General features: G+C 69.1%; 16 protein-coding genes. 7 read left to right on the top strand and 9 right to left on the bottom strand.

The features are described from left to right. Positions 1-4 precede the first annotated feature (4 nt). Positions 5-376, bottom strand: a complete 372-nt coding sequence (paaB, locus tag IMT31_RS10830) for a 1,2-phenylacetyl-CoA epoxidase subunit PaaB (protein ID WP_413542769.1) — start codon at positions 374-376, stop codon at positions 5-7. A 2-nt stretch (positions 377-378) separates the two neighbouring features. Beyond that, the gene (gene paaA, locus IMT31_RS10825; RefSeq protein ID WP_413542768.1) at positions 379-1,389 is read right to left on the bottom strand and encodes a 1,2-phenylacetyl-CoA epoxidase subunit PaaA; all 1,011 of its coding nucleotides are present in this window, start codon (positions 1,387-1,389) and stop codon (positions 379-381) included. Positions 1,390-1,618: 229 nt separating this feature from the next. Here paaA and paaI point away from each other — a divergent pair, with 229 nt between their 5' ends. From paaI to IMT31_RS10810, 3 genes are all read left to right on the top strand, one after another. Beyond that, positions 1,619-2,074, top strand: a complete 456-nt coding sequence (gene paaI, locus IMT31_RS10820; RefSeq protein ID WP_413542767.1) for a hydroxyphenylacetyl-CoA thioesterase PaaI — start codon at positions 1,619-1,621, stop codon at positions 2,072-2,074. A 96-nt stretch (positions 2,075-2,170) separates the two neighbouring features. Beyond that, positions 2,171-3,490: an AMP-binding protein gene (locus IMT31_RS10815; protein ID WP_413542766.1), complete on the top strand. Its 1,320-nt coding sequence runs from the start codon at positions 2,171-2,173 to the stop codon at positions 3,488-3,490. Between the two features lie 41 nt (positions 3,491-3,531). Then, positions 3,532-4,146 carry a TetR/AcrR family transcriptional regulator gene (locus IMT31_RS10810; RefSeq protein WP_413542765.1) on the top strand — a complete coding sequence of 205 codons (615 nt, stop codon included), beginning with the start codon at positions 3,532-3,534 and terminating at the stop codon, positions 4,144-4,146. Between the two features lie 13 nt (positions 4,147-4,159). Here the strand turns inward: IMT31_RS10810 and paaZ are convergent, their stop codons facing one another. Next, on the bottom strand, positions 4,160-6,289 hold the full coding sequence (gene paaZ, locus IMT31_RS10805; protein WP_413542764.1) for a phenylacetic acid degradation bifunctional protein PaaZ: 2,130 nt from the start codon (positions 6,287-6,289) through the stop codon (positions 4,160-4,162). Between the two features lie 210 nt (positions 6,290-6,499). On the opposite strand from paaZ, the gene IMT31_RS10800 reads away from it, so the two are divergent. Genes IMT31_RS10800 through IMT31_RS10790 form a run of 3 tightly spaced genes read left to right on the top strand, consistent with a single transcriptional unit; the run spans position 6,500 to position 11,912 of the window. Further along, on the top strand, positions 6,500-8,077 hold the full coding sequence (locus IMT31_RS10800) for a pyridoxal phosphate-dependent decarboxylase family protein (protein WP_413542763.1): 1,578 nt from the start codon (positions 6,500-6,502) through the stop codon (positions 8,075-8,077). Continuing rightward, positions 8,074-9,462: a lysine N(6)-hydroxylase/L-ornithine N(5)-oxygenase family protein gene (locus IMT31_RS10795; protein ID WP_413542762.1), complete on the top strand. Its 1,389-nt coding sequence runs from the start codon at positions 8,074-8,076 to the stop codon at positions 9,460-9,462. The genes IMT31_RS10800 and IMT31_RS10795 overlap by 4 nt, the downstream gene beginning before the upstream one ends. Beyond that, complete coding sequence (locus IMT31_RS10790; protein ID WP_413542761.1) at positions 9,459-11,912, top strand: GNAT family N-acetyltransferase; 2,454 nt, start codon at positions 9,459-9,461, stop codon at positions 11,910-11,912. Before IMT31_RS10795 ends, IMT31_RS10790 begins: the two co-directional genes overlap by 4 nt. A 26-nt stretch (positions 11,913-11,938) precedes the next feature. Here IMT31_RS10790 and IMT31_RS10785 read toward each other — a convergent pair whose 3' ends face one another. Genes IMT31_RS10785 through IMT31_RS10775 form a run of 3 tightly spaced genes read right to left on the bottom strand, consistent with a single transcriptional unit; the run spans position 11,939 to position 14,849 of the window. Then, a complete protein-coding gene (locus IMT31_RS10785; protein WP_413542760.1) occupies positions 11,939-12,805 on the bottom strand; it encodes a 3-hydroxyacyl-CoA dehydrogenase family protein in 867 nt (288 codons plus the stop codon). Next, entirely contained in the window at positions 12,802-13,629 is an 828-nt protein-coding gene (locus tag IMT31_RS10780; protein ID WP_413542759.1) for an enoyl-CoA hydratase/isomerase family protein, read from the bottom strand. Before IMT31_RS10780 ends, IMT31_RS10785 begins: the two co-directional genes overlap by 4 nt. Continuing rightward, complete coding sequence (locus tag IMT31_RS10775; protein WP_413542758.1) at positions 13,629-14,849, bottom strand: acetyl-CoA C-acyltransferase; 1,221 nt, start codon at positions 14,847-14,849, stop codon at positions 13,629-13,631. Before IMT31_RS10775 ends, IMT31_RS10780 begins: the two co-directional genes overlap by 1 nt. A 231-nt stretch (positions 14,850-15,080) precedes the next feature. Here IMT31_RS10775 and IMT31_RS10770 point away from each other — a divergent pair, with 231 nt between their 5' ends. Continuing rightward, entirely contained in the window at positions 15,081-16,496 is a 1,416-nt protein-coding gene (locus IMT31_RS10770; RefSeq protein WP_413542757.1) for an MFS transporter, read from the top strand. A 3-nt stretch (positions 16,497-16,499) separates the two neighbouring features. Here the strand turns inward: IMT31_RS10770 and thpD are convergent, their stop codons facing one another. The 3 genes from thpD to ectB all read right to left on the bottom strand — a co-directional run bounded on the left by thpD (position 16,500) and on the right by ectB (position 19,448). Beyond that, complete coding sequence (gene thpD, locus IMT31_RS10765; protein WP_413542756.1) at positions 16,500-17,402, bottom strand: ectoine hydroxylase; 903 nt, start codon at positions 17,400-17,402, stop codon at positions 16,500-16,502. Between the two features lie 252 nt (positions 17,403-17,654). Beyond that, complete coding sequence (locus tag IMT31_RS10760; RefSeq protein ID WP_345362379.1) at positions 17,655-18,098, bottom strand: ectoine synthase; 444 nt, start codon at positions 18,096-18,098, stop codon at positions 17,655-17,657. A 48-nt stretch (positions 18,099-18,146) separates the two neighbouring features. Beyond that, positions 18,147-19,448, bottom strand: a complete 1,302-nt coding sequence (ectB, locus tag IMT31_RS10755; protein ID WP_413542755.1) for a diaminobutyrate--2-oxoglutarate transaminase — start codon at positions 19,446-19,448, stop codon at positions 18,147-18,149. Positions 19,449-19,492 lie beyond the last annotated feature (44 nt).

Genomic DNA, 19,492 nt, shown 5'->3' with positions numbered 1-19,492 from the left:
CCGCTCACAGGTGCCTCACCCCTTCGCTCTCCTTGTAGTAGGTGGCGTGGCGGTAGTCCTTGCCCTGGGGCGATTCGAACATCATGTCCTTGGCATCCGGATCCGAGGTGGAGATGTCAGTGGAGCGGACCACCCAGAGGGAGACGCCCTCATTGCGCCGGGTGTAGAGATCCCGCGCGTTGCGTACCGCCATCTCAGCGTCCGGCGCGTGGAGCGAACCGGCGTGCACGTGGGCCAGACCCCGGGACGATCGCACGAAGACCTCCCAGAGTGGCCAGCCGGCCGGCGTCGGGGGGTTGTGGCCGCCTTGACCGGACTGGTTGCTCTGACTGCTCTGGCTGTCCTGGCCGCTCTGGCCTGACACGGTGCTGCTCATGGTCATGCCACCTCTGCCTTCTGGTTCTGTTCGTCCTGCTCGTCCTGCTGCTTTCGGGCGAAGGCGGCTGCCGCCTCCCGGACCCAGGCCCCGTTCTCATGGGCCTCCCGGCGGCGGGCCAGCCGCTGGGCATTGCAGGGGCCTCCCCCGGAGAGCACTCGCTTGAACTCGTCCCAGTCCAGCTCCATGTGCAGCCACTGACCGGATGCCTCGTCATAGCGCAGGTCAGGATCGGGCAGGCTCAGGCCGAGGACCTTGACCTGTTCGACGATCATGCCGACGAACCGCTGACGCAGGTCGTCATTGGAGAAGCGCTTGATGTTCCAGGCCATGGACTGCTGCGAGTTCGGCGAGTCCAGATCCGAGGGACCGAACATCATCAACGCCGGAGCGTAGAAGCGGTTGATGGCGTCCTGGGCCATCTTCTGCTGAGCCTCGCTGCCGCGGGACAGCTCCAGCAGGATCTCGAATCCCTGGCGCTGGTGGAACGACTCCTCCTTGCAGATGCGCACCATGGCCCGGCCGTAGGGCCCGTAGGAGGCACGGCACAGCGGCACCTGGTTGGCGATGGCCGCCCCGTCCACGAGCCAGCCGATGGCGCCCATGTCCGCCCAGGTGCGAGCGGGGTAGTTGAAGATCGACGAGTACTTGGCGCGCCCGGTCAGCAGTTGATCGTTCAGGGTGTCCCGGTCGGTCCCCAGCGTCTCGGTGGCCGAGTACAGGTAGAGCCCATGGCCTGCCTCGTCCTGCACCTTGGCCATGAGGATGGCCTTGCGCTTGAGGCTGGGGGCGCGGGTGATCCAGTTGGCCTCCGGCTGCATCCCGATGATCTCGGAGTGGGCATGCTGGGACATCTGCCGGGTCAGCGACTTGCGGTAGGACTCAGGCATCCAGTCCCGGGGCTCGATCCGGGAGTCCTCGGCGATGACCGCATCGAACCGCCGCTCGCCCTCGATGTCCTCCGGCGTCCGGACGGCAGTCAGGTGCCCGCTGGAGCTCTTCTGTTCGGCCATGGTGACCACCTCATTCTCGGATTCGCCGTGTGCGGTGCGGCGGGTGTCTTCTCACGGTGCCGCAGGGCCCGGCCGGGAGCCGTCATATTTACCGACCGTTCGTTCAGTATATAGGCATCGAGTCGCCGTTCGTCAACACGCGCCCTACGCTGGCCGCGACCCGGAACTTGACCCAGGTCACAGATTGAGATTACCTAATGATCGTTCAGTAGAGAATGATTGGAGCGCCATGACCACCACGGAGAAGGCCTCGCCAGCACCGTCTCGGCTCGGCGACTGGCACGCCATTCTGAGGAATGACCCGGCCAGCGAGTGGATGGGCATCGAGGTGGAGGCGATCGCCGATGGGCACGCCGTCATCACCATGACGCTGCGCCAGGAGATGCTGAACGGTTTCGGCATCGCCCACGGGGGCATGGTGTTCGCCTTGGCCGACTCGGCCTTCGCACTGGCCTGCAACCCGGCCGAGGGATCGGACGATACCGTCACGGTGGCCTCCGGTGTGGACATGAACTTCCTCAAGCCCGGCATGCCGGGGCGGCTGCTGACGGCGGTGGCCGACCGGCGCCAGCAGAACGGCCGCAGCGGCCTCTACGACATCCAGGTCCGCCAGTCCCTGCCGGAGGGCGGCACCGAGGTCATCGCGGAGTTCCGCGGGCGGTCCCGCACCGTCCCCAAACGCTGAACTGAAGCGCAGATCCGGAGCTCACACCGGCGTGCCGCCGTTCCAGCACCCACTGCACACCCCCGAGCAGCACCGCACACATTAAGGCTTCCGACGATGACCGAGACCCTTTCCACGGCCGACGCGACCCTCGGCCTGGACCCTGAAGAGACGATGAGCCGCGACCAGATCGAGGCGCTGCAGCTGGAGCGCCTCCAGGACACGGTGTCCTACGCCTATGAGCGCGTCCCGCTCTACCGCGAGAAGTATGACGCCGCAGGGGTCCACCCCAGTGACCTGAAGGAACTGTCCGACCTGGCGAAGTTCCCCTTCACGGACAAGGAGGACCTGCGCCGCTCCTACCCCTTCGGCATGTTCGCCGTTCCGCAGGAGCAGGTGGCCCGCATCCATGCCTCCTCCGGCACCACCGGCCGCGCCACCGTGGTGGGCTACACGCAGCAGGACCTGGACGACTGGGCCAAGCTGGGGGCCCGCTGCCTCCGGATCGCCGGGGTCACCCCGGGCATGAAGGTCCACAACGCCTATGGTTACGGGCTCTTCACCGGCGGCCTGGGGGCCCACGGGGCCGCTGAGCGCCTCGGCACCACGGTCATCCCGATGTCCGGAGGGCAGACGGAGAAGCAGATCACGCTGATCCAGGACTTCCAGCCGGATGCCATCCTGTGCACCCCCACCTATCTGCTGACGATCGGCGATGCCATGCAGCGCGCCGGACTGGACCCGCGCAAGACCTCGCTGAAGGTCGGCGTGCTCGGCGCCGAACCGTGGACCGAGGAGATGCGGCACGAGCTGGAGGAGATGTTCGCCATCGACGCCTGCGACATCTACGGCCTCTCCGAGGTCATGGGCCCCGGGGTGGCTGGCGAGTCCGGGCAGACCAAGGACGGCTGCCACATCTGGGAGGACCATTTCCGCCCGGAGATCGTGGACGCCTTCGACGACACCAAGATCCTCGGGGACGGCGAGCACGGTGAGATCGTGTTCACGGCACTGACCAAGCAGGCCCTGCCCATCATCCGCTACCGGACCCACGACCTCACCCGGTTGCTGCCCGGCACCGCCCGCCCGGGCCACCGGCGGATGGGCCGGATCACCGGGCGCTCGGATGACATGATCATCCTGCGCGGGGTGAACCTGTTCCCCAGCCAGATCGAGGAGCTCGCCCTCACCGTCGCTGGCCTGTCCCCGCACTTCCAGTTGGAGATCACCCGTCCGGACCGGATGGACGAGCTGGCGGTGAGGATCGAGCGCCGAGATGACTGCACCGCGGACCGGGCGCTGGCCGCCGCCGGCGAGTTGCAGAGGCTCATCAAGATCCACGTGGGCTCGAGCTGCCGCATCGACGTGGTGGACCCGGAGTCCCTGCCTCGGTCCGTCGGTAAGCTTAAGCGGATCCACGACCTGCGCACGCAGTAGGGCCGCTGGACCATGCATCCGCCCCGACCAGGAGTCACCTCATGACGACCGCTTCCGCCGAGCCGAAGTCCCCCCGGCGGGGCCGGCCCGGCTATGACCAGGACTCGGTGCTGGAGATCGCCGTCCAGGTGTTCAACCGCCATGGCTATGACGCCACCTCCATGGGGATGCTCGCCGTGGAGCTCGGGGTCAGCAAATCGGCGATCTACCACCACGTGCCCTCGAAGGGGGACCTGCTGCGGCTGGCCCTGGACGAGGCCCTGGTCCCCCTGGAGGCCATCGGCGAGGATGAGCGCGCCCAGGACGGCGGCACCATCGAGCGCCTCGAGTTCATCCTGCGCTCGACCATCCGCGTCCTCATCGACCGCCAGCCCTACGTCACCCTGTTGCTGCGCCTGCGCGGCAATACCGAGGTGGAGCGTGACGCCCTGCAGCGCCGCCGCTCGGTGGACCACAAGATCGTGGACCTGGTTGCGGCTGCACAGGCCGAGGGCAAGGTGCGCCGTGACGTGGAGCCCCGCACCACCACCCGGTTGATGTTCGGCATGATCAACTCCCTGGTGGAGTGGTACCGGCCGGAGGGGCCGGTCTCGCCCGCGCAGGTCGAGGAGAACGCGATCGCCATGATCGTGGACGGGCTACGCGCCCGCGCCTGACCCGGCGGGGGCCTCATCCGGTCCAGCCCCGGTAGAGGGTGTCCTCCTTCTCGACCAGGGTCAGGACATGGTAGGTCGCCACGATCTCGCCCTCCTGGTTGTGGATCACGGCATCCCAGGCGACCTCGCCATACTCGTCCGTCACCCGCGGGGTGATCTTCATGGCGGTCAGGGTGATGCGGATGGAGTCACCGGCGGCCACCGGGGTGACGAACCGCAGGTTCTCCAGGCCGTAGTTGGCCAGTACCGGCCCCGGGGCCGGCTCCACGAAGAGCCCGGCGCCCCAGGCCACCAGCAGGTAACCGTGCGCCACGGTGCCCGGGAAGAAGGGGTTGGCCGCTGCCGCCTCCGGGTTCGTGTGGGCGTAGAAGGTGTCCCCCGTGGTGTTCGCGAAGGCCGTGATGTCCTCCTGGGTGACCTGGCGCAGGTCCGAGGCCAGGGCGTCGCCGATCCGCAGTTCGGCCAGCGATTTGCGGAACGGGTGCACGTTTCCGGCCTCGGCCCCATAGTCCGGCGAGCCCGCGATGCGCCGGTCCGCCCCGGTCTGCCACACGCCGGTGACGGCCGTGACCAGGTTGGGCGAGCCCTGCAGGGCGGTGCGCTGCATGTGGTGCATCACGGCGCGGATGCCTCCGAGCTCCTCGCCACCGCCGGCCCGGCCCGGCCCGCCGTGGACCAGCTGGGGCATCGGCGAGCCGTGGCCGGTGCTGGACCGGGCGGTCTCCCGGTTGAGCAGGTGCACGCGGCCGTGGTGGCCGGCGATCCCGGTGGTCAGTTCGCGGGCCACCTCCGGGTCGTTCGTGCACACCGTGGCCACGAGTGAACCGGCGCCGCGGGCGGCCAACCGGACGGCCTCGGCCACGTCGGTGTAGCCCAGCAGTGAGGTCACGGGCCCGAAGGCCTCGCGGGAGTGCACGGCCTCGGCGTCCCCGTCTGCCCAGGACAGCAGTACGGGAGACATGAAGGCCCCGTGCTCGACGACGGCCTCCTCACCTGAGGCGGTACGCACCGTGGGTGCATCCAGGGTGCCATAGGCGAGTTCACCCCCGGCGGCGATCAGCTCCTCGACGGCACCGCGCACGTCCCGCAACTGATCCAGGGACGCCAGGGCGCCCATGGTGACACCCTCGGCCCGGGGATCTCCGAGGACCACGCGGGAGTCCAGCCGCGCGGAGACGGCCCGGGCCACGGCCTCCCGCTGGCCCTCGGGGACGATGGTGCGCCGGATGGCCGTGCACTTCTGCCCGGCCTTGACGGTCATCTCGGTGACGACGGCCTTGACGAAGGCCTCGAACTCCTCGGTGCCCTCCACGGCGTCCGGGCCGAGGATGGCGGCGTTGAGCGAGTCGGTCTCGGCGGTGAAGCGGACGCCCCCGGTCACCACGTTCGGGTGCGCCTTGAGCGACTGTGCCGTGGAGGCCGAGCCGGTGAAGGCCAGCAGGTCCCGGTAGTCCATGACGTCCAGCATCCCGCGGGCGGATCCGGAGATCAGCTGCAGCGAGCCGGCCGGCAGGATCCCGGATTCGATCATGATCCGCACGGCGGCCTCGGTGACGTAGCCAGTGGGGGTGGCCGGCTTGACGATGGTCGGCACACCGGCGATGAAGGCCGGCGCGAACTTCTCGAGCATGCCCCAGACCGGGAAGTTGAAGGCGTTGATCTGCACGGCGGCGCCGGGGATTCGCGTGTGGATGTGGGTGCCGATGAAGGATCCGTCCTTAGACAGCGGCTCCACTCCCCCGTCCTGGATGACGTTGCTATTGGGCAGCTCACGCCGCCCCTTGGACGAATAGGTGAACAGCACGCCGATACCGCCGTCGATGTCCACCATGTTGTCCACCGCGGTGGCCCCCGTGCGGTGGGACAGGGCGTTCAGCTCGTCACGCCGGCTGTTGAGGAACAGCGCGAGCTCCTTGAGCTTCAGCGCCCGCTCGTGCAGGGTCAGTGCCCCGAGCTCGCGCTGGCCGACGGCGCGCGCGTGCGCCAGCACCTCGCCGAGGTCCAGGCCCTCGGCCCCGAAACGAAGCATGGCCTCGCCGGTGTTGGCATCGCGGACCTCCGCGGTGCGAGAGTCCTCCGCGGGCGTCCACCACTGGTCCAGGACGTAGCTGGGGACGGTGGCGGTGATGGTGTGCGTGCTCATCCGACAGAGGCCTTTCTGAACGATCGGTCAGTAATGACCATCACCCTAACAGCAGGGTGGCCCAGCGCACACCCATGGGACGGACCGCCGGATTCGCCGCCATGACCACCCCGGCCATCCTGGACAAAGGTCCAATTGAAATACGACCCACCCCTGTGCGTTTAATAGACGCTGGTTAGGTAAGGCTAACCTCATCGACGAAGGGACAGTATGACAGCCCCCAGCTCCACCGAACAGATGGCGCCAGCGGATCCGACCGGTCAAACCAGCCCGGACCACCGCACCAGCCCTATGCGGGCGCCGGACACCCCTGCCCCACGGCACCCGACGGCGGACTCCGCCCTCCTCTCCGCCGACAACGCGCACCGCTTCGTGCAGGACACCGGGACCGCCGCACTGCTGGCCGCCGCGGCCATCGTCCGGGCGCAGTCGCCGACCACCGGGCCGGACCCGGCGGACCTGCAGGAGTCCGTCTCAGCCATCGACCTCGCGGCTCCACTCGGATCGACCGAGGCCGCACTGGCCGAGGCGTCCTCGCTCTACCTGGACGATGCGGTGTACTTCCACCACCCCCGGTACGCCGCCCACCTGAACTGCCCGGTGGCCCTGCCGGCCGTCGCCGCGGAGGCGCTGGTCACGAGCATCAACACCTCCATGGACACCTGGGACCAATCCGCCGGCGCCACCCTGATCGAACGGCGGCTGGTGCGGTGGGCCGCAGACCTGGCCGGACTGGGCCAGTCCGCGGACGGGATCTTCACCAGCGGCGGGACCCAGTCGAACCTGCAGGCCCTGTTGATGGCCCGCAACCATGCCGTCCCCCCCGGGAGCGGCCCCCTCCCGGAGCGGCTGGGCGGCTGGCGGATCTACGCCTCCCAGGACAGCCACTTCAGCATCGTGCGGTCCGCCGTCCACCTCGGCCTGGGCGAGGATGCGGTCGTGCCGATCCCGGTGGACCGCAACCACCGCATGGACCAGGTGGCGCTGGAGCGGGCCATGGGCGAGGACGCGGCGCGGGGGCTGCGCGCCCTGGCCGTCGTCGCCACCGCGGGCACCACGGACTACGGGGCCATTGACCCCCTGCAGGATCTCGCCTCGGCCGCCCGGAGGAACGGCGCCTGGTTCCACGTGGACGCCGCCTACGGCTGCGGGCTGCTCGCCTCCCCCACTCGCCGGCACTGGCTCGCGGGAATCGAACGGGCCGACTCCGTGACCGTGGACTTCCACAAGTCGCTCTTCCAGCCCATCGGCTCGAGTGCACTGCTGGTGGCCGAGGGCAACCGGTTCGCCCACATCACGCACCATGCCGACTACCTCAACCCGGATCAGGACCCGGACAGCCCCAACCAGGTGGACAAGTCACTGCAGACCACCCGGCGCTTCGATGCCCTGAAGCTGTGGGTGACCCTGCGGTCCCTGGGCTCGGACGTTCTCGGCGGGCTCTTCGACGCCACCCTGGACCTGGCCGCCGAGGCGGGCCGGCTGGTGGAGGACACCGAGCAGCTCACCCTCGCGGCCCCCGTCCAGCTCGGGACCGTGGTGTTCCGGTTCGAACCGGGCTGGAGCCCCGGGACGGAGGAGTCCGCGGTGGACCGGCTGCAGGACGCCCTCCGGCGCTCGCTGTACCGCTCCGGCGAGGCCATGGTCGCCGCCACCACCGTCGCCGGCCGGCGTCACCTGAAGCTGACCCTGCTCAATCCGCGCACCACCGTGGCCGATGTCCAGGCCATCCTGGAGGCCGTGGTCCGGCATGGGAGTGCCGTGGCCGGATCGGAGGTGGCGGCATGAGCGCCCCCGCCGTCCACGACGCCATCGCGATCGGTGCCGGACCGTTCAACCTGGGTTTCGCCGCCCTGGCCGGCCCCGCCGGTCTGGACGTCGTGGTCCTCGAGGGGCGGGACGCGCCCCAATGGCATCCGGGGATGATGCTGGCGGGCACGCACCTGCAGGTGCCGTTCCTCGCCGACCTGGTCACCCTGGCCGATCCCACCCACCCCCTGTCCTTCCTCGCGTTCCTCAAGGACACGGGGCGCATCTACCCCTTCTACATCCGGGAGGACTTCTACGCCCTGCGGACCGAGTACGCGAGGTACCTCGCCTGGGCCGCCGAGCGGTTGCCGGTCCGGTACGCCCACCAGGTGACGGACCTCCGCCATGACGGCTCGGCCTACCTCGTCACCGCCCACACCCCGGACGGTCCGCGGACCCTGGCCGCACGGAACCTCATCCTGGGCACCGGCACCGAACCCCAGATGCCACGCGCCGTCCCCGGCACCCTGCGTTCCGACCCGCGCGTCGTCCACTCCTCCGGCTACCTGCCCGCCCGGGATCGGCTGCTGGCCGCCGAGCGGATCGCCGTGGTGGGCAGCGGGCAGAGCGCCGCCGAGGTCTTCGACGACCTGCTTGCCGGAGCCGGCGAACACCGGCATGTGGAATGGCTGACCCGGTCTCCGCGGTTCTTCCCACTCGAGTACACCAAGCCGACGCTGGAGATGACGTCCCCGGACTACATCGACCATTTCACCGCCCTGCCCCAATCCGTCCGGGACCACCTCGGCGCGGAGCATCAGGGCCTGTACAAGGGTGTCAACGCGGACCTGCTGAACAGCATCTACGACCACCTCTACGCGGCCAGTGTGGACGGCCCCGCCCCGGCCACCCTGCGGACGGCCACCGCGCTCGAGGGCATCCGCGAGAGCGCCGGCCGCTTGGTGCTGACCCTGCGCCACAGCGAGGACGGCGGGATCCAGGAGACCGAGGTGGACGCCGTCGTCCTGGCCACCGGTTATGGCTACCGGCAGCCGGACTTCCTGGCCGGCGTCGAGGAACGGCTGTCACGCCTCCCGGACGGGCGCTGGGACGTGGACCGTGGCTACGGGATCGGCCGGCACGGAGATGTGTTCGTCCAGAACGCCGAACTGCACACCCACGGGTTCACGGCGCCGGACCTGGGCATGGGCGCCTACCGCAATTCGGTGCTCGTCAACCGCCTATGCGGACGCGAGCACTACGTGGTGGAGCGCCGGATCGCCTTCCAGGAGTTCGGGACGCCCGGCGGCCACACGACCTTCGGCCCTGCGGCCTTCGACCCCGCGGCCGATACCGCCGGCGTCCCCGCCGAAGCCGCAGCACAGACCACCCCTCTCACAGACCTCCAGGAGTCCCTTCGATGATCGACCAGACCACCATCCCCACCCCGGTGCCGGCGGGCACCACCGCCCGCACCACTGCCGGCGCCTCCCCCGCCTCGCCCCGCTTCTCCTTCCGTCCCGTCCACCCGGCGGCCGATGCCGAGCTGCTGCACTCCTGGGTCACCACGGAACGGGCCCACTTCTGGGGCCTGACCGGAGCGGGCGTGGCACAGGTCCGCTCCGAGCATGAGCGGATCGCCTCCGATCCGCACCATCACGCGCTCATCGCCCTGGACGAGCACCGCGGCGCCACGCCGTCCTTCCTGCTCGAGACCTACGATCCGGCCCACTCCGTGTTGGCCGGCTGCTACGCCTGGCGGCACGGGGACGCCGGCCTGCACCTGCTCCTGCCGGAGCCGGGCAACGCGGACCACGCCGGTGGTCCCGAGTCCGGCTACAGCGCCGCCGCGATGGCGGCCTCGCTGACGCATCTGTTCGCGGATCCAGCGGTACTGCGCGTCGTGGTCGAGCCTGATGCACGGAACACCGCCGTCCAGGCGCTCAATGCCCGGTGCGGCTTCCGGCCCGTCGAGCGGCTGGACCTGCCCGCGGTGGACGGCGCCCCCGCCAAGACGGCCCAGTTGTCCTTCTGCACCCGGTCCGACTTCGCCACCGCCACCGGCGGTCCCGCGGAGACCGTCGCCCACCTGTCCCCGGCACGCTGGGCCACCGCCAACCGCCATCTCCTGGCCAAGGCCCTCGCCGAGTTCACCCACGAACGGCTCCTCGATCCCGTGCTCCGGGACGGCACGTGGCACCTGGACGGTCCCGGCGTGCGGTACCGGTTCGGTGCCCGGCGCTACGCCCTGGACCACTGGGACATCGACGCCGCGTCCCTGCACTGCGAGGAGCAGACCGGGAACGACGCCGGCTGGGTACCGGCGGTGCCCGACGTCCAGCGGTTCGTCACGGCCTTCCGAGACGTCCTCGGCCTGTCCGCGGCGCAACTGCCGGTGTACCTGGAGGAGATCGGCAGCACGCTGGCCTCCCACTGCTACAAGCAGCTGCACTCGGTGGCCAGCGCGGCCGTGCTCGCCGCCGGAACAGGTGACGCAGTGGCCGACTTCCAGCGGATCGAGGCCGCCATGACCGAGGGCCACCCCTGCTTTGTGGCCAACAACGGCCGGCTGGGCCTGGGCTCGGACGACTATCTTGATCTGGCCCCGGAGACCGGCTCGGCCCTGCCCCTGGAGTGGGTGGCCGCCCACGTCTCCCGGACCCGATTCACCGCTGTGGACGGGCTGGACCTGGACGGACTGCTCGAGGCCGAGCTCGGCCCGGAGCTGCGGTCCGCATTCCGTGCCCGGCTGGAGCAGGCCTGCCGGGACACCGGACTGGACGCCGCGGACTTCCTGCCCCTGCCGGTGCACCCGTGGCAGTGGCGCCACCGCCTGTCCGTGACCTTCGCCGCGGACGTGGCCACGGGGCACCTGGTGCATCTGGGGGCCACGAAGGACCTCTATCAGCCGCAGCAGTCCATCCGGACGTTCTTCAACCGTTCAGCCCCGGAGCGCCACTACGTCAAGACGGCCCTGTCCGTCCTCAACATGGGCTTCCTGCGAGGCCTGTCCGCGGAGTACATGGATGCGACGCCGGCCATCAACGACTGGCTGCAGGGGCTGTTCGCCGCGGACCCCGAGCTGGACCCGGGGCGGGTTCAGCTGCTGCGCGAGGTCGCCGCCGTCGGGTATGCCAATCCGCTGTTCCATGCGGCCACCGAGCGCGATTCGGCCTACCGGAAGATGCTCGCGGCCCTCTGGCGCGAGTCACCGGCCACGCGCATCGGTCACGGTGAGCAGCTGGCCACCATGGCCTCCCTGCTGCACACGGACGCTGACGGCGCCTCCCTGGCCGCTGCCTACATTCGGCGTTCTGGGCTGGGGGCCACCGAGTGGCTGGAGCGCTACCTGGACGCCTACCTGGTGCCTCTCCTGCACTGCCTCGTCCGCCATGACCTGGTCTTCATGCCTCACGGCGAGAACGTCATCCTGGTGCTGCGTGACGGCGCCCCCGAACGGGTGCTGCTCAAGGACCTGGCGGAGGAGGTCGCGGTGCTCGGTAGCCGGACGGACCTGCCACCGGGCGTCGAACGGCTCCGGGCCGAGGTGGCCCCGGAGGACCACGGGCTCTCCATCCTGACGGACATCGTGGACTGCTTCCTGCGTTTCCTGGCCCCGCTGCTGGACCGCGAGGGACTGATCACCGAGGGGCAGTTCTGGGCCGTGGTGGCCGGACGACTGACGGACTACCGGTCCCGGCACCCGGAGACGGCCGAGCGCTTCGATGCGCTGCGTCTGCTGGAGCCGAGCTTCCGGCTGTCCTGCCTGAACCGCCTGCAGTTGCGGAACAACCGGCAGATGGTCGACCTGACGGACCCCGCCGGCTCCCTGGCCTATGCCGGGGACCTCAGCAACCCCCTGGCCGGCCGCTGAGTCTGAGCTGGGCGGGGGGGGGAGGGTCAGGTCCAGGTGAAGAAGCCCTGACCGGTCTTGCGGCCGAGCTCGCCGGCGGCGACCTTGTCCCGCAGGATCTGGGGCGGGTCAAAGCGCTCACCGAGGGTCGAGGCCAGGTACTCGGCGATGCCCAGCCGCACGTCCAGGCCCACGATGTCCGTGGTCCTGAGGGGCCCGGTGGGGTGCTTGTAGCCCAGGACCATGGCGTTGTCGATGTCCTCGGCGGTGGCCACTCCTTCCTCGACCATGCGCATGGCCTCCAGTGCGATCGCGACCCCCAGACGCGAGGACGCGAACCCCGGGGCGTCATGGACCACCACGGGGGTCTTGCCCAGCCCCTCGGTCCACGCCCGGGCCGCCGCCACCCATTCAGGCGCGGTCTGGGCACCCACCACGACCTCGATCAGGGCCGAGGCCGGGACCGGGTTGAAGAAGTGCAGGCCCAGGAAGTTCTCCGGGTGCACCAGTTCGGCCGAGAGCCCGGTGACGGACAGGCTCGAGGTGTTCGAGGCCAGTACCGCCCCGTCCCCCAGATGCCGCTCGACATCCTGGAGGGAGGCGACCTTCAGCTCCCAGTCCTCCGGGACCGCCTCGACCACCAGTTCCCGGTCCGCGAAAGCCTTCCGGTCCAGGGACACCACCAGCCGGTCCAGGACCTGCTCCAGCGGCCCCTGCAGTACGCCGCGCTCGATCGAGGCGGCGGCCGAGGTGCTCACCCGTTCACGGGCCGCCGCGGCAGCGGCCTCGTCACGCTCGACGACGACCACCTCAGCGCCCTTGATCAGGAACGCGTGGGCGATGCCCGCGCCCATCCGACCGCCACCGAGCACCCCGACCCTGGCCGGGACCGTTGCGGACTCTGCACTACTCATGACTGCTCCCGACTGGTGTTGTCCTTGCTGGTCTTGCTGGTCTTGCGGTCGAGGAAGGCCTGCATGCGCTCGAACTTCGCCTCGGATTCGAAGAGCATGCCCTGGGCCAGGGTGTCGATCACCGGATGGGCCTCACGTGGGGCATGGAACACCGATTTGGTGATCCGCACCGCCAGCGGGTCCTGCGCACAGATCCGATCCGCCAACTGCTGCGCGGCGTCGAGGAGCTGTTCCGGCTCGACCAGCTCGCTGATCAGTCCGGCCGCCAGGCACTCGGCCCCGGTGAGGACTCGGCCGGCCAGCAGGATCTGCTTGGCCATGGGCTCGCCGACGAGTTCCTTCAGCCGCCAGGTCGCCCCCGCGGCGGCCATGATGCCCAGGTTCGTCTCCGGGTTGCCCATCCGCAGGGACGCGGTCCCGATGCGGAAGTCCGCGGCATAGGCCAATTCCGCACCACCGCCCAGAGCATAGCCGTCCAGAGCGGCGATCACGGGCATCGGCAACCGAGAGAGCCGGTCGAAGATCGTGGAGTTGATCCCCGCCAGCGCGTCCTCCCGGCGGCGCTGGCGCAACTGGGCGATGTCCGCTCCCGAGGCGAAGACCCCCTTGACGCCGGCATCGGCGTCCGAGGGCGTGCCGGTCAGGACGAGCACCTTCGGCGTCCGCTCCAGGTGGGCACAGACCGCGTGCAGCTCATCCACCATCACCTGGTCGATCGCGTTGCGCACCTCAGGACGATGCAGGCGAACCACCAGTCGGTCCTCCCCCTCCTCCACCACCAACGTCACGAGGGTGTCCGGGTCCAGGGCATCCAGCGAGGCCATCAGACCGCCTCCACCAGCAGCGCCGCACCCTGACCGACGCCGACGCACATGGTGGCCAGGCCCTTGGCACCGGGGCCGGCCTCTCGCTCGAGACGGCCCAGCAGCGTCACCACGATCCGGGACCCGCTGGAACCGAGCGGGTGCCCGAGGGCGATCGCGCCGCCGTCGTTGTTCACCGTTCCGGCATCCAGGCCCAGCTCGCGCAGGCTGGCCAGGGACTGCGAGGCGAAGGCCTCGTTGAGTTCGACGGCGGCCAGGTCACCGACCGCGGTGCCGGTGCGTTCCAGCACCTTGCGGGAGGACGGGACCGGGCCCATGCCCATGACCTCCGGTGCCAGTCCGGCCGAGGCACCCGCCAGTACACGGGCTCGAGGCGTGAGCCCGTACCTCTCCACGGCGGCCTCGGAGGCGACGATGATCGCCGAGGCCCCGTCATTCAGGGTGGAGGCGTTGCCGGCGGTGACCACGCTGCCGCCCTTCACCACGGGACGCAGACCGGCGAGGATCTCCGCCGTGGTGCCTGCGCGGGGGCCCTCGTCCGTGTCCACCACCGTCTGTGCGCCCTTGCGGCCCCGGACGGTCACGGGCACGATCTCCTCGGCGAAGCGCCCGGACTCGATGGCCGCGAAGGCACGTTCGTGGGACCGGACGGCGAAGGCGTCACAGTCCTCGCGCGAGGTGTTGTAGACCCGGGCCACCTCCTCGGCCGTCTCCGGCATGGAGTAGGTGGCCTTGCCACCGCGGGAGTACTCCCCGGACAGGAAGGCCGGGTTGGTGAAGCGCCAGCCGATGGAGGTGTCCACGACCTCGCCCGGCTTGGCGAACGGCTTCGCCGGCTTCTCCATGACCCAGGGGGCGCGGGACATGGACTCGACGCCGCCGGCCACCACGATCTCGGCCGCGCCGGCCTGGATCATGTGCGTGGCCATCTGGATGGCGCTCATTCCGGAGGCGCAGAGCCGATTGACGGTGATGCCCGGGACGTGGTCCGGGTAGCCGTTGAGCAACCAGGCCATCCGGGCGACATTGCGGTTCTCCTCGCCCGCGCCATTGGCATTGCCGTAGATGACCTCATCCACCGAGGCCGGGTCCAGTCCGGCTCGCTCGACGGCTGCGCGGACGGTCAGGGCGGCCAGGTCGTCCGGCCGGACGGAGGAGAGGGCACCCCCGTACCGGCCGACCGGTGTGCGGGCACCTCCGATCAGGAATGCTTCGCTCACTTCGACTCCGTTCAACGAGGATGCGGGGGGCACTGACCGGACGGCAGACAATTACCGACCAATCGTTCACTAAGAGATTCGCACCCTCGGCAGGCAGGGTCAACCACGCATGATTTCACGGGATGCCTGTGGCGTGACTCACAAGAGTCGATTATCATCGGCCCGGTGACCGAACGGTCAGTCACTAATCCGCACCGTCCTCAGCATCCCACCCGTCGTCTGGAGCTCACCATGGCAGATCCACAGACCGCAGCGGCAGCCAGCCCGCGGCGCAGCGCCGAGGAGCGCAAGGTCCTCGCCGGCACCCTCGTCGGTACCACCATCGAGTGGTACGACTTCTTCATCTATGCCCAGGCCGCGGCCTTTGTGCTGGCACCCCTGTTCTTCGCGCCGCTGGCCGAGGAGAACGCGCCACTGGCCCAGGTGGTCTCCTGGGCCTCACTGGGCATCAGCTTCCTGTTCCGTCCCCTCGGCGCCATCGTGGCCGGCCACCTCGGGGACAAGTACGGGCGCAAGATGATCCTGGTGCTCACCCTGGTCGGCATGGGCGGGGCCACGGCCCTGATCGGCCTATTGCCCACCCACGCCCTGATCGGCGTCTGGGCTCCGATCCTCTTGATCTTCCTGCGGATCGTCCAGGGCTTCTCCGCCGGCGGCGAGTGGGGCGGCGCCGCCCTGATGTCCGTGGAGCACGCCCCGCGGAACAAGCGCTCCACGTTCGGCTCCTACCCGCAGATCGGCGTGCCGATCGGCATGCTGTTGGCCACGGCCTTCATGACGCTGCTCACCAGCTCCATGAGTGATGAGGCGTTCATGGCCTGGGGCTGGCGCATCCCCTTCCTCTCCTCCGTGGTCCTGATCCTCGTGGGGTACCTGATCCGGCGGGCCGTGGACGAGTCCCCGGTCTTCAAGGAGATGCAGCTGCGCAAGAAGGAGTCCGCCGCTCCGCTCGGCGTGCTGCTGAAGAACCACAAGAAGAACGTGATCCTGGCCGCTCTGATCTTCGCCGCCAACAACGCGGCCGGTTACCTGGTCATCGCCTTCTTCGCCTCCTATGGCGCCAACGCCCTCGGCATGAGCCGGGAGGCCACCCTGGTGGCGAGCTTCGTCGGCGGACTCGGCTGGCTGGCCTTCACCATGCTCGGCGGCCGGCTCGGTGACCGCATCGGCAAGATCCGCACCTTCCAGATCGGCTACGGGATCATCATCCTGTGGGCCATCCCCATGTGGTTCCTCCTGGACACGGCGTCACTACCCCTGTTCACGCTGGCCATCGTCATCCTCACCATCGGCCTCGGGCCCTCATACGGCCCGCAGTCAGCGCTGTACGCCGAGATGTTCCCGGCCCACGTGCGGTACTCCGGGGTGTCCATCGGCTATGCCTTCGGCTCGATCATCGGCGGCGCCTTCGCCCCGATGATCGCCCAGCTGCTGCTGAACCAGACGGGGGCGAGCTGGACCATCGGCCTCTACATCGCGCTCCTGGCCATCGTCTCCTTCGTGGCCGTGTCCATGGTGCCGAAGTCCGTGGAGGGCAGCGACCTGCACGTGGAGGAGGTCCACGAGCAGCACCTCGCCGAGCACCCGGAGGACGCGGCGCTGCTCGCGGAGGCCGAGGGCTCCACCCGCCCCGACCACTCCCGCTGACCCCTAGCCCGCCGGGGTGAAGTCCGTGGATCCGGCGAACTCGGGGCGCGGGCTCGGCGCGGCGTACGGCGCCTCCGGGGTGTTCTCCACGGAGTTGAACACGATGAACACGTTGGAGCGCGGGAACGGCGTGACGTTGCCGTTGGAGGCGTGCATGCAGTTGCTGTCGAACATCACGGCTCCGCCGGCCGGGCCCTCGAGCACGTCGATCCCGTAGCGGTCGTAGAAGTCCGTCAGGATCTCCTTGCTGGGGGTTCCGGCCCCCTGCATGACCAGGGACTTGCGGTAGTTGTCCTCCGGGGTCGCGCCGTCACAGGACACGTACTCGCGGTGTGAGCCGGGCATGATCATCAGCGGCCCGTTGTAGGAGTAGTTGTCCGTCATCGAGATCGAGATGCTCACGGCCCGAGGGGTGGGCATCCCGTCCTCGGCGTGCCAGGTCTCGAAGTCCGAGTGCCACATGAACTCCTTGCCCTCGAACCCGGGCTTGAAGTTCACCCGGGACTGGTGGATGTACACCTCCGAGCCGAGCAGCTGCCGGGCACGGTCCACCACGCGGGGATCGTTCGCGATCCGGCGGAACACGGGGCTGATGCGGTGCACGTCGAAGACCGAGCGCACCTCCTGACTGCTCGCCTCGATGACGCAGCGTTCATCCGCCCGGACCTCCGGGTCGTTCGAGAGGCGCTCCAGCTCGCGATGGAACTCAGCCACCTCCTCGTCGCTGACCAGCCGCTCGACGGACAGGTAGCCCCTGGTCTCGAACCCGTCGAGGGTCGCCTGGTCCATCGGACCGCCCTCGGCCGTCCCCCACACCACCGCGCCATCGCGGGGCATGACCTTGGCCTCACCGTTGTTCCGGGTGGGGTAGGCGTCGATTCTGTTCTGCGTTGCCGTCGCAGTCATCGGTCTCCTTCCTATCCTTGAGGTTCGCGGTGCTTTTCACCGCCGGGGGTCGGGCCCTATGATGCCCCGGCCCCTCCTCCCACTGTGGACCGAACCACCCGTCCCCGCAACCGCCTGAACGGATTCACCGGTCCCGCGGGGGCTCTCCCTGAGCGCACCGTGAGCGCACGACGGCGGCGCGTCACCCTCTTCAAGGTGACGCGCCGCCGCGGTGGTGGTGGGTCCGATTCAGACCATCAGGTCGTCAGACCTTCAGGCCATGGCCTCGGTCTCCACGTTGGCCTTCTTCGGCACCTTGCGGTCCGAGCCCTCCTCGAACACCAACTGGTAGATGCCGTTCTCGTCATGGGTCTCGCGGCCGGTGACCGGCGGGTTGAAGACGCACGCCATGCGCAGCTCCGTGGTGGCGCGAACGGTGTGCTTCTCGTGGCCGTCCAGCAGGTACATGGTGCCGTCCTTGAGCTCGTGCACCTCGCCCGTCACCTCATTGGTCAGGGTGCCCTCGCCCTGCACGCAGTACACGGCCTCGATGTGGTTCGCGTAGTGGAACGTGGAGGTGGTCCCGGCGTAGATGACGGTGTCATGGAAGGAGAAGCCGACGCCCTCGCGGGCCAGCACCATCCGGCGGGAGCGCCAGGTCTCGGACTGGATGTCCCGTTCAGTGCCGTTCAGGTCATTCAGGTTGGTCACCTGCATGGGAGGTTCCTTTCGATGGGGATGTCTGTGGAGTCTTGAGGGCGGCGCTCAGGCGGCGCCGGCCAGCTTGGTCTCGCCGGGCTTGTAGTCTACGGAGACACCGGTCACCGTGGTCACGGCTGCGGCCACGATGCCCAGTCCGCGCTCCAGCTGATCCTTCGGAGTGTTCAGCGGCGGCAGGAACTTCAGGACCTCGTCGTCCGGTCCGGAGGTCTCCACCAGCAGACCCTGCGCGAAGCACTCGGCGGCCACCTTGCCGGCCACCTCGAGGTCCTCGAAGTGCAGGCCGCCGAACAGGCCGCGGCCCCGGACGGTGGCGCCCTCGGCGGCCCCGGCGATCTGCTCGAGTCCGCCGCGGAGCACCTCGATGTTCTCCGCCAGCTGGCCCTTCTGGAAGGAGTCGTCGGCCCAGAACTCCCGCAGGGACGTGGTTGCCGCCACGAAGGCGAGGTTGTTGCCGCGGAACGTACCGTTGTGCTCGCCCGGCTCCCAGACGTCCAGTTCGGGGCGGAACAGGGTCAGGGCCATCGGCTGCCCGTAGCCTGAGATGGACTTGGACAGGCAGACGATGTCCGGGGTGAAGCCGGCCTCCTCAAAGCTGAAGAAGGTACCGGTCCGGCCACAGCCGGCCTGGACGTCGTCCACGATCAGGAGGATCTCGTGCTTGTTGCAGAGGTCCGCCAGGGCCTTGAGCCACTCCAGCCGTGCGGCATTCACGCCGCCCTCGCCCTGGACGGTCTCCACGATGATGGCGGCAGGCTTGTCCACGCCGGAACCGGAGTCATCCAGGACCCGCTCGAGCCACAGGAAGTCCTCGGTGGCCCCGCCGAAGTAGTCGTCATAGGGGATCTTGGAGCTGTTGGTCAGCGGGATGCCGGCGCCCTTGCGCTTCATGGAGTTGCCCGTCACGGACAGGGCCCCCAGGGTCATGCCGTGGAAGGCGTTGGTGAAGGACAGGATGTGCTGCCGGCCGGTCACCTTGCGGGCCAGCTTCAGTGCAGCCTCCACCGTGTTGGTGCCCGTCGGACCGGGGAACATGACCTTGTAGTCCAGGCCACGCGGCTGGAGGATGACATCCCGGAAGGTCTCCAGGAAGTCCCGCTTGGCCGGGGTCATCATGTCCATCGAATGCACAGGAGCATCCGTGGTGAGGTAGTCGGCAACAGCCTGCTGAACCTTCGGGTGGTTGTGGCCGTAGTTCAGCGCGCCCGCGCCGGCGAAGAAGTCCAGGAACTCCCGGCCGTCCTCGTCGGTCTGGACCGCGCCCTTGGCCTTGACGAAGACGGTGGGCCATCCGCGGCTGTAGCTGCGGACCTCTGATTCGACGGTGGTGAAGACGGTGGTGTCCATGGTGTCTATCCCTTTCGTGGACGGTGGCGGCCGGCGCGCGAAGC

The sequence above is a fragment of the Citricoccus nitrophenolicus genome (assembly GCF_047305825.1).
Classification (GTDB): Bacteria; Actinomycetota; Actinomycetes; order Actinomycetales; family Micrococcaceae; genus Citricoccus; species Citricoccus nitrophenolicus.
This window is presented reverse-complemented; position numbering and strand designations above follow the sequence as displayed.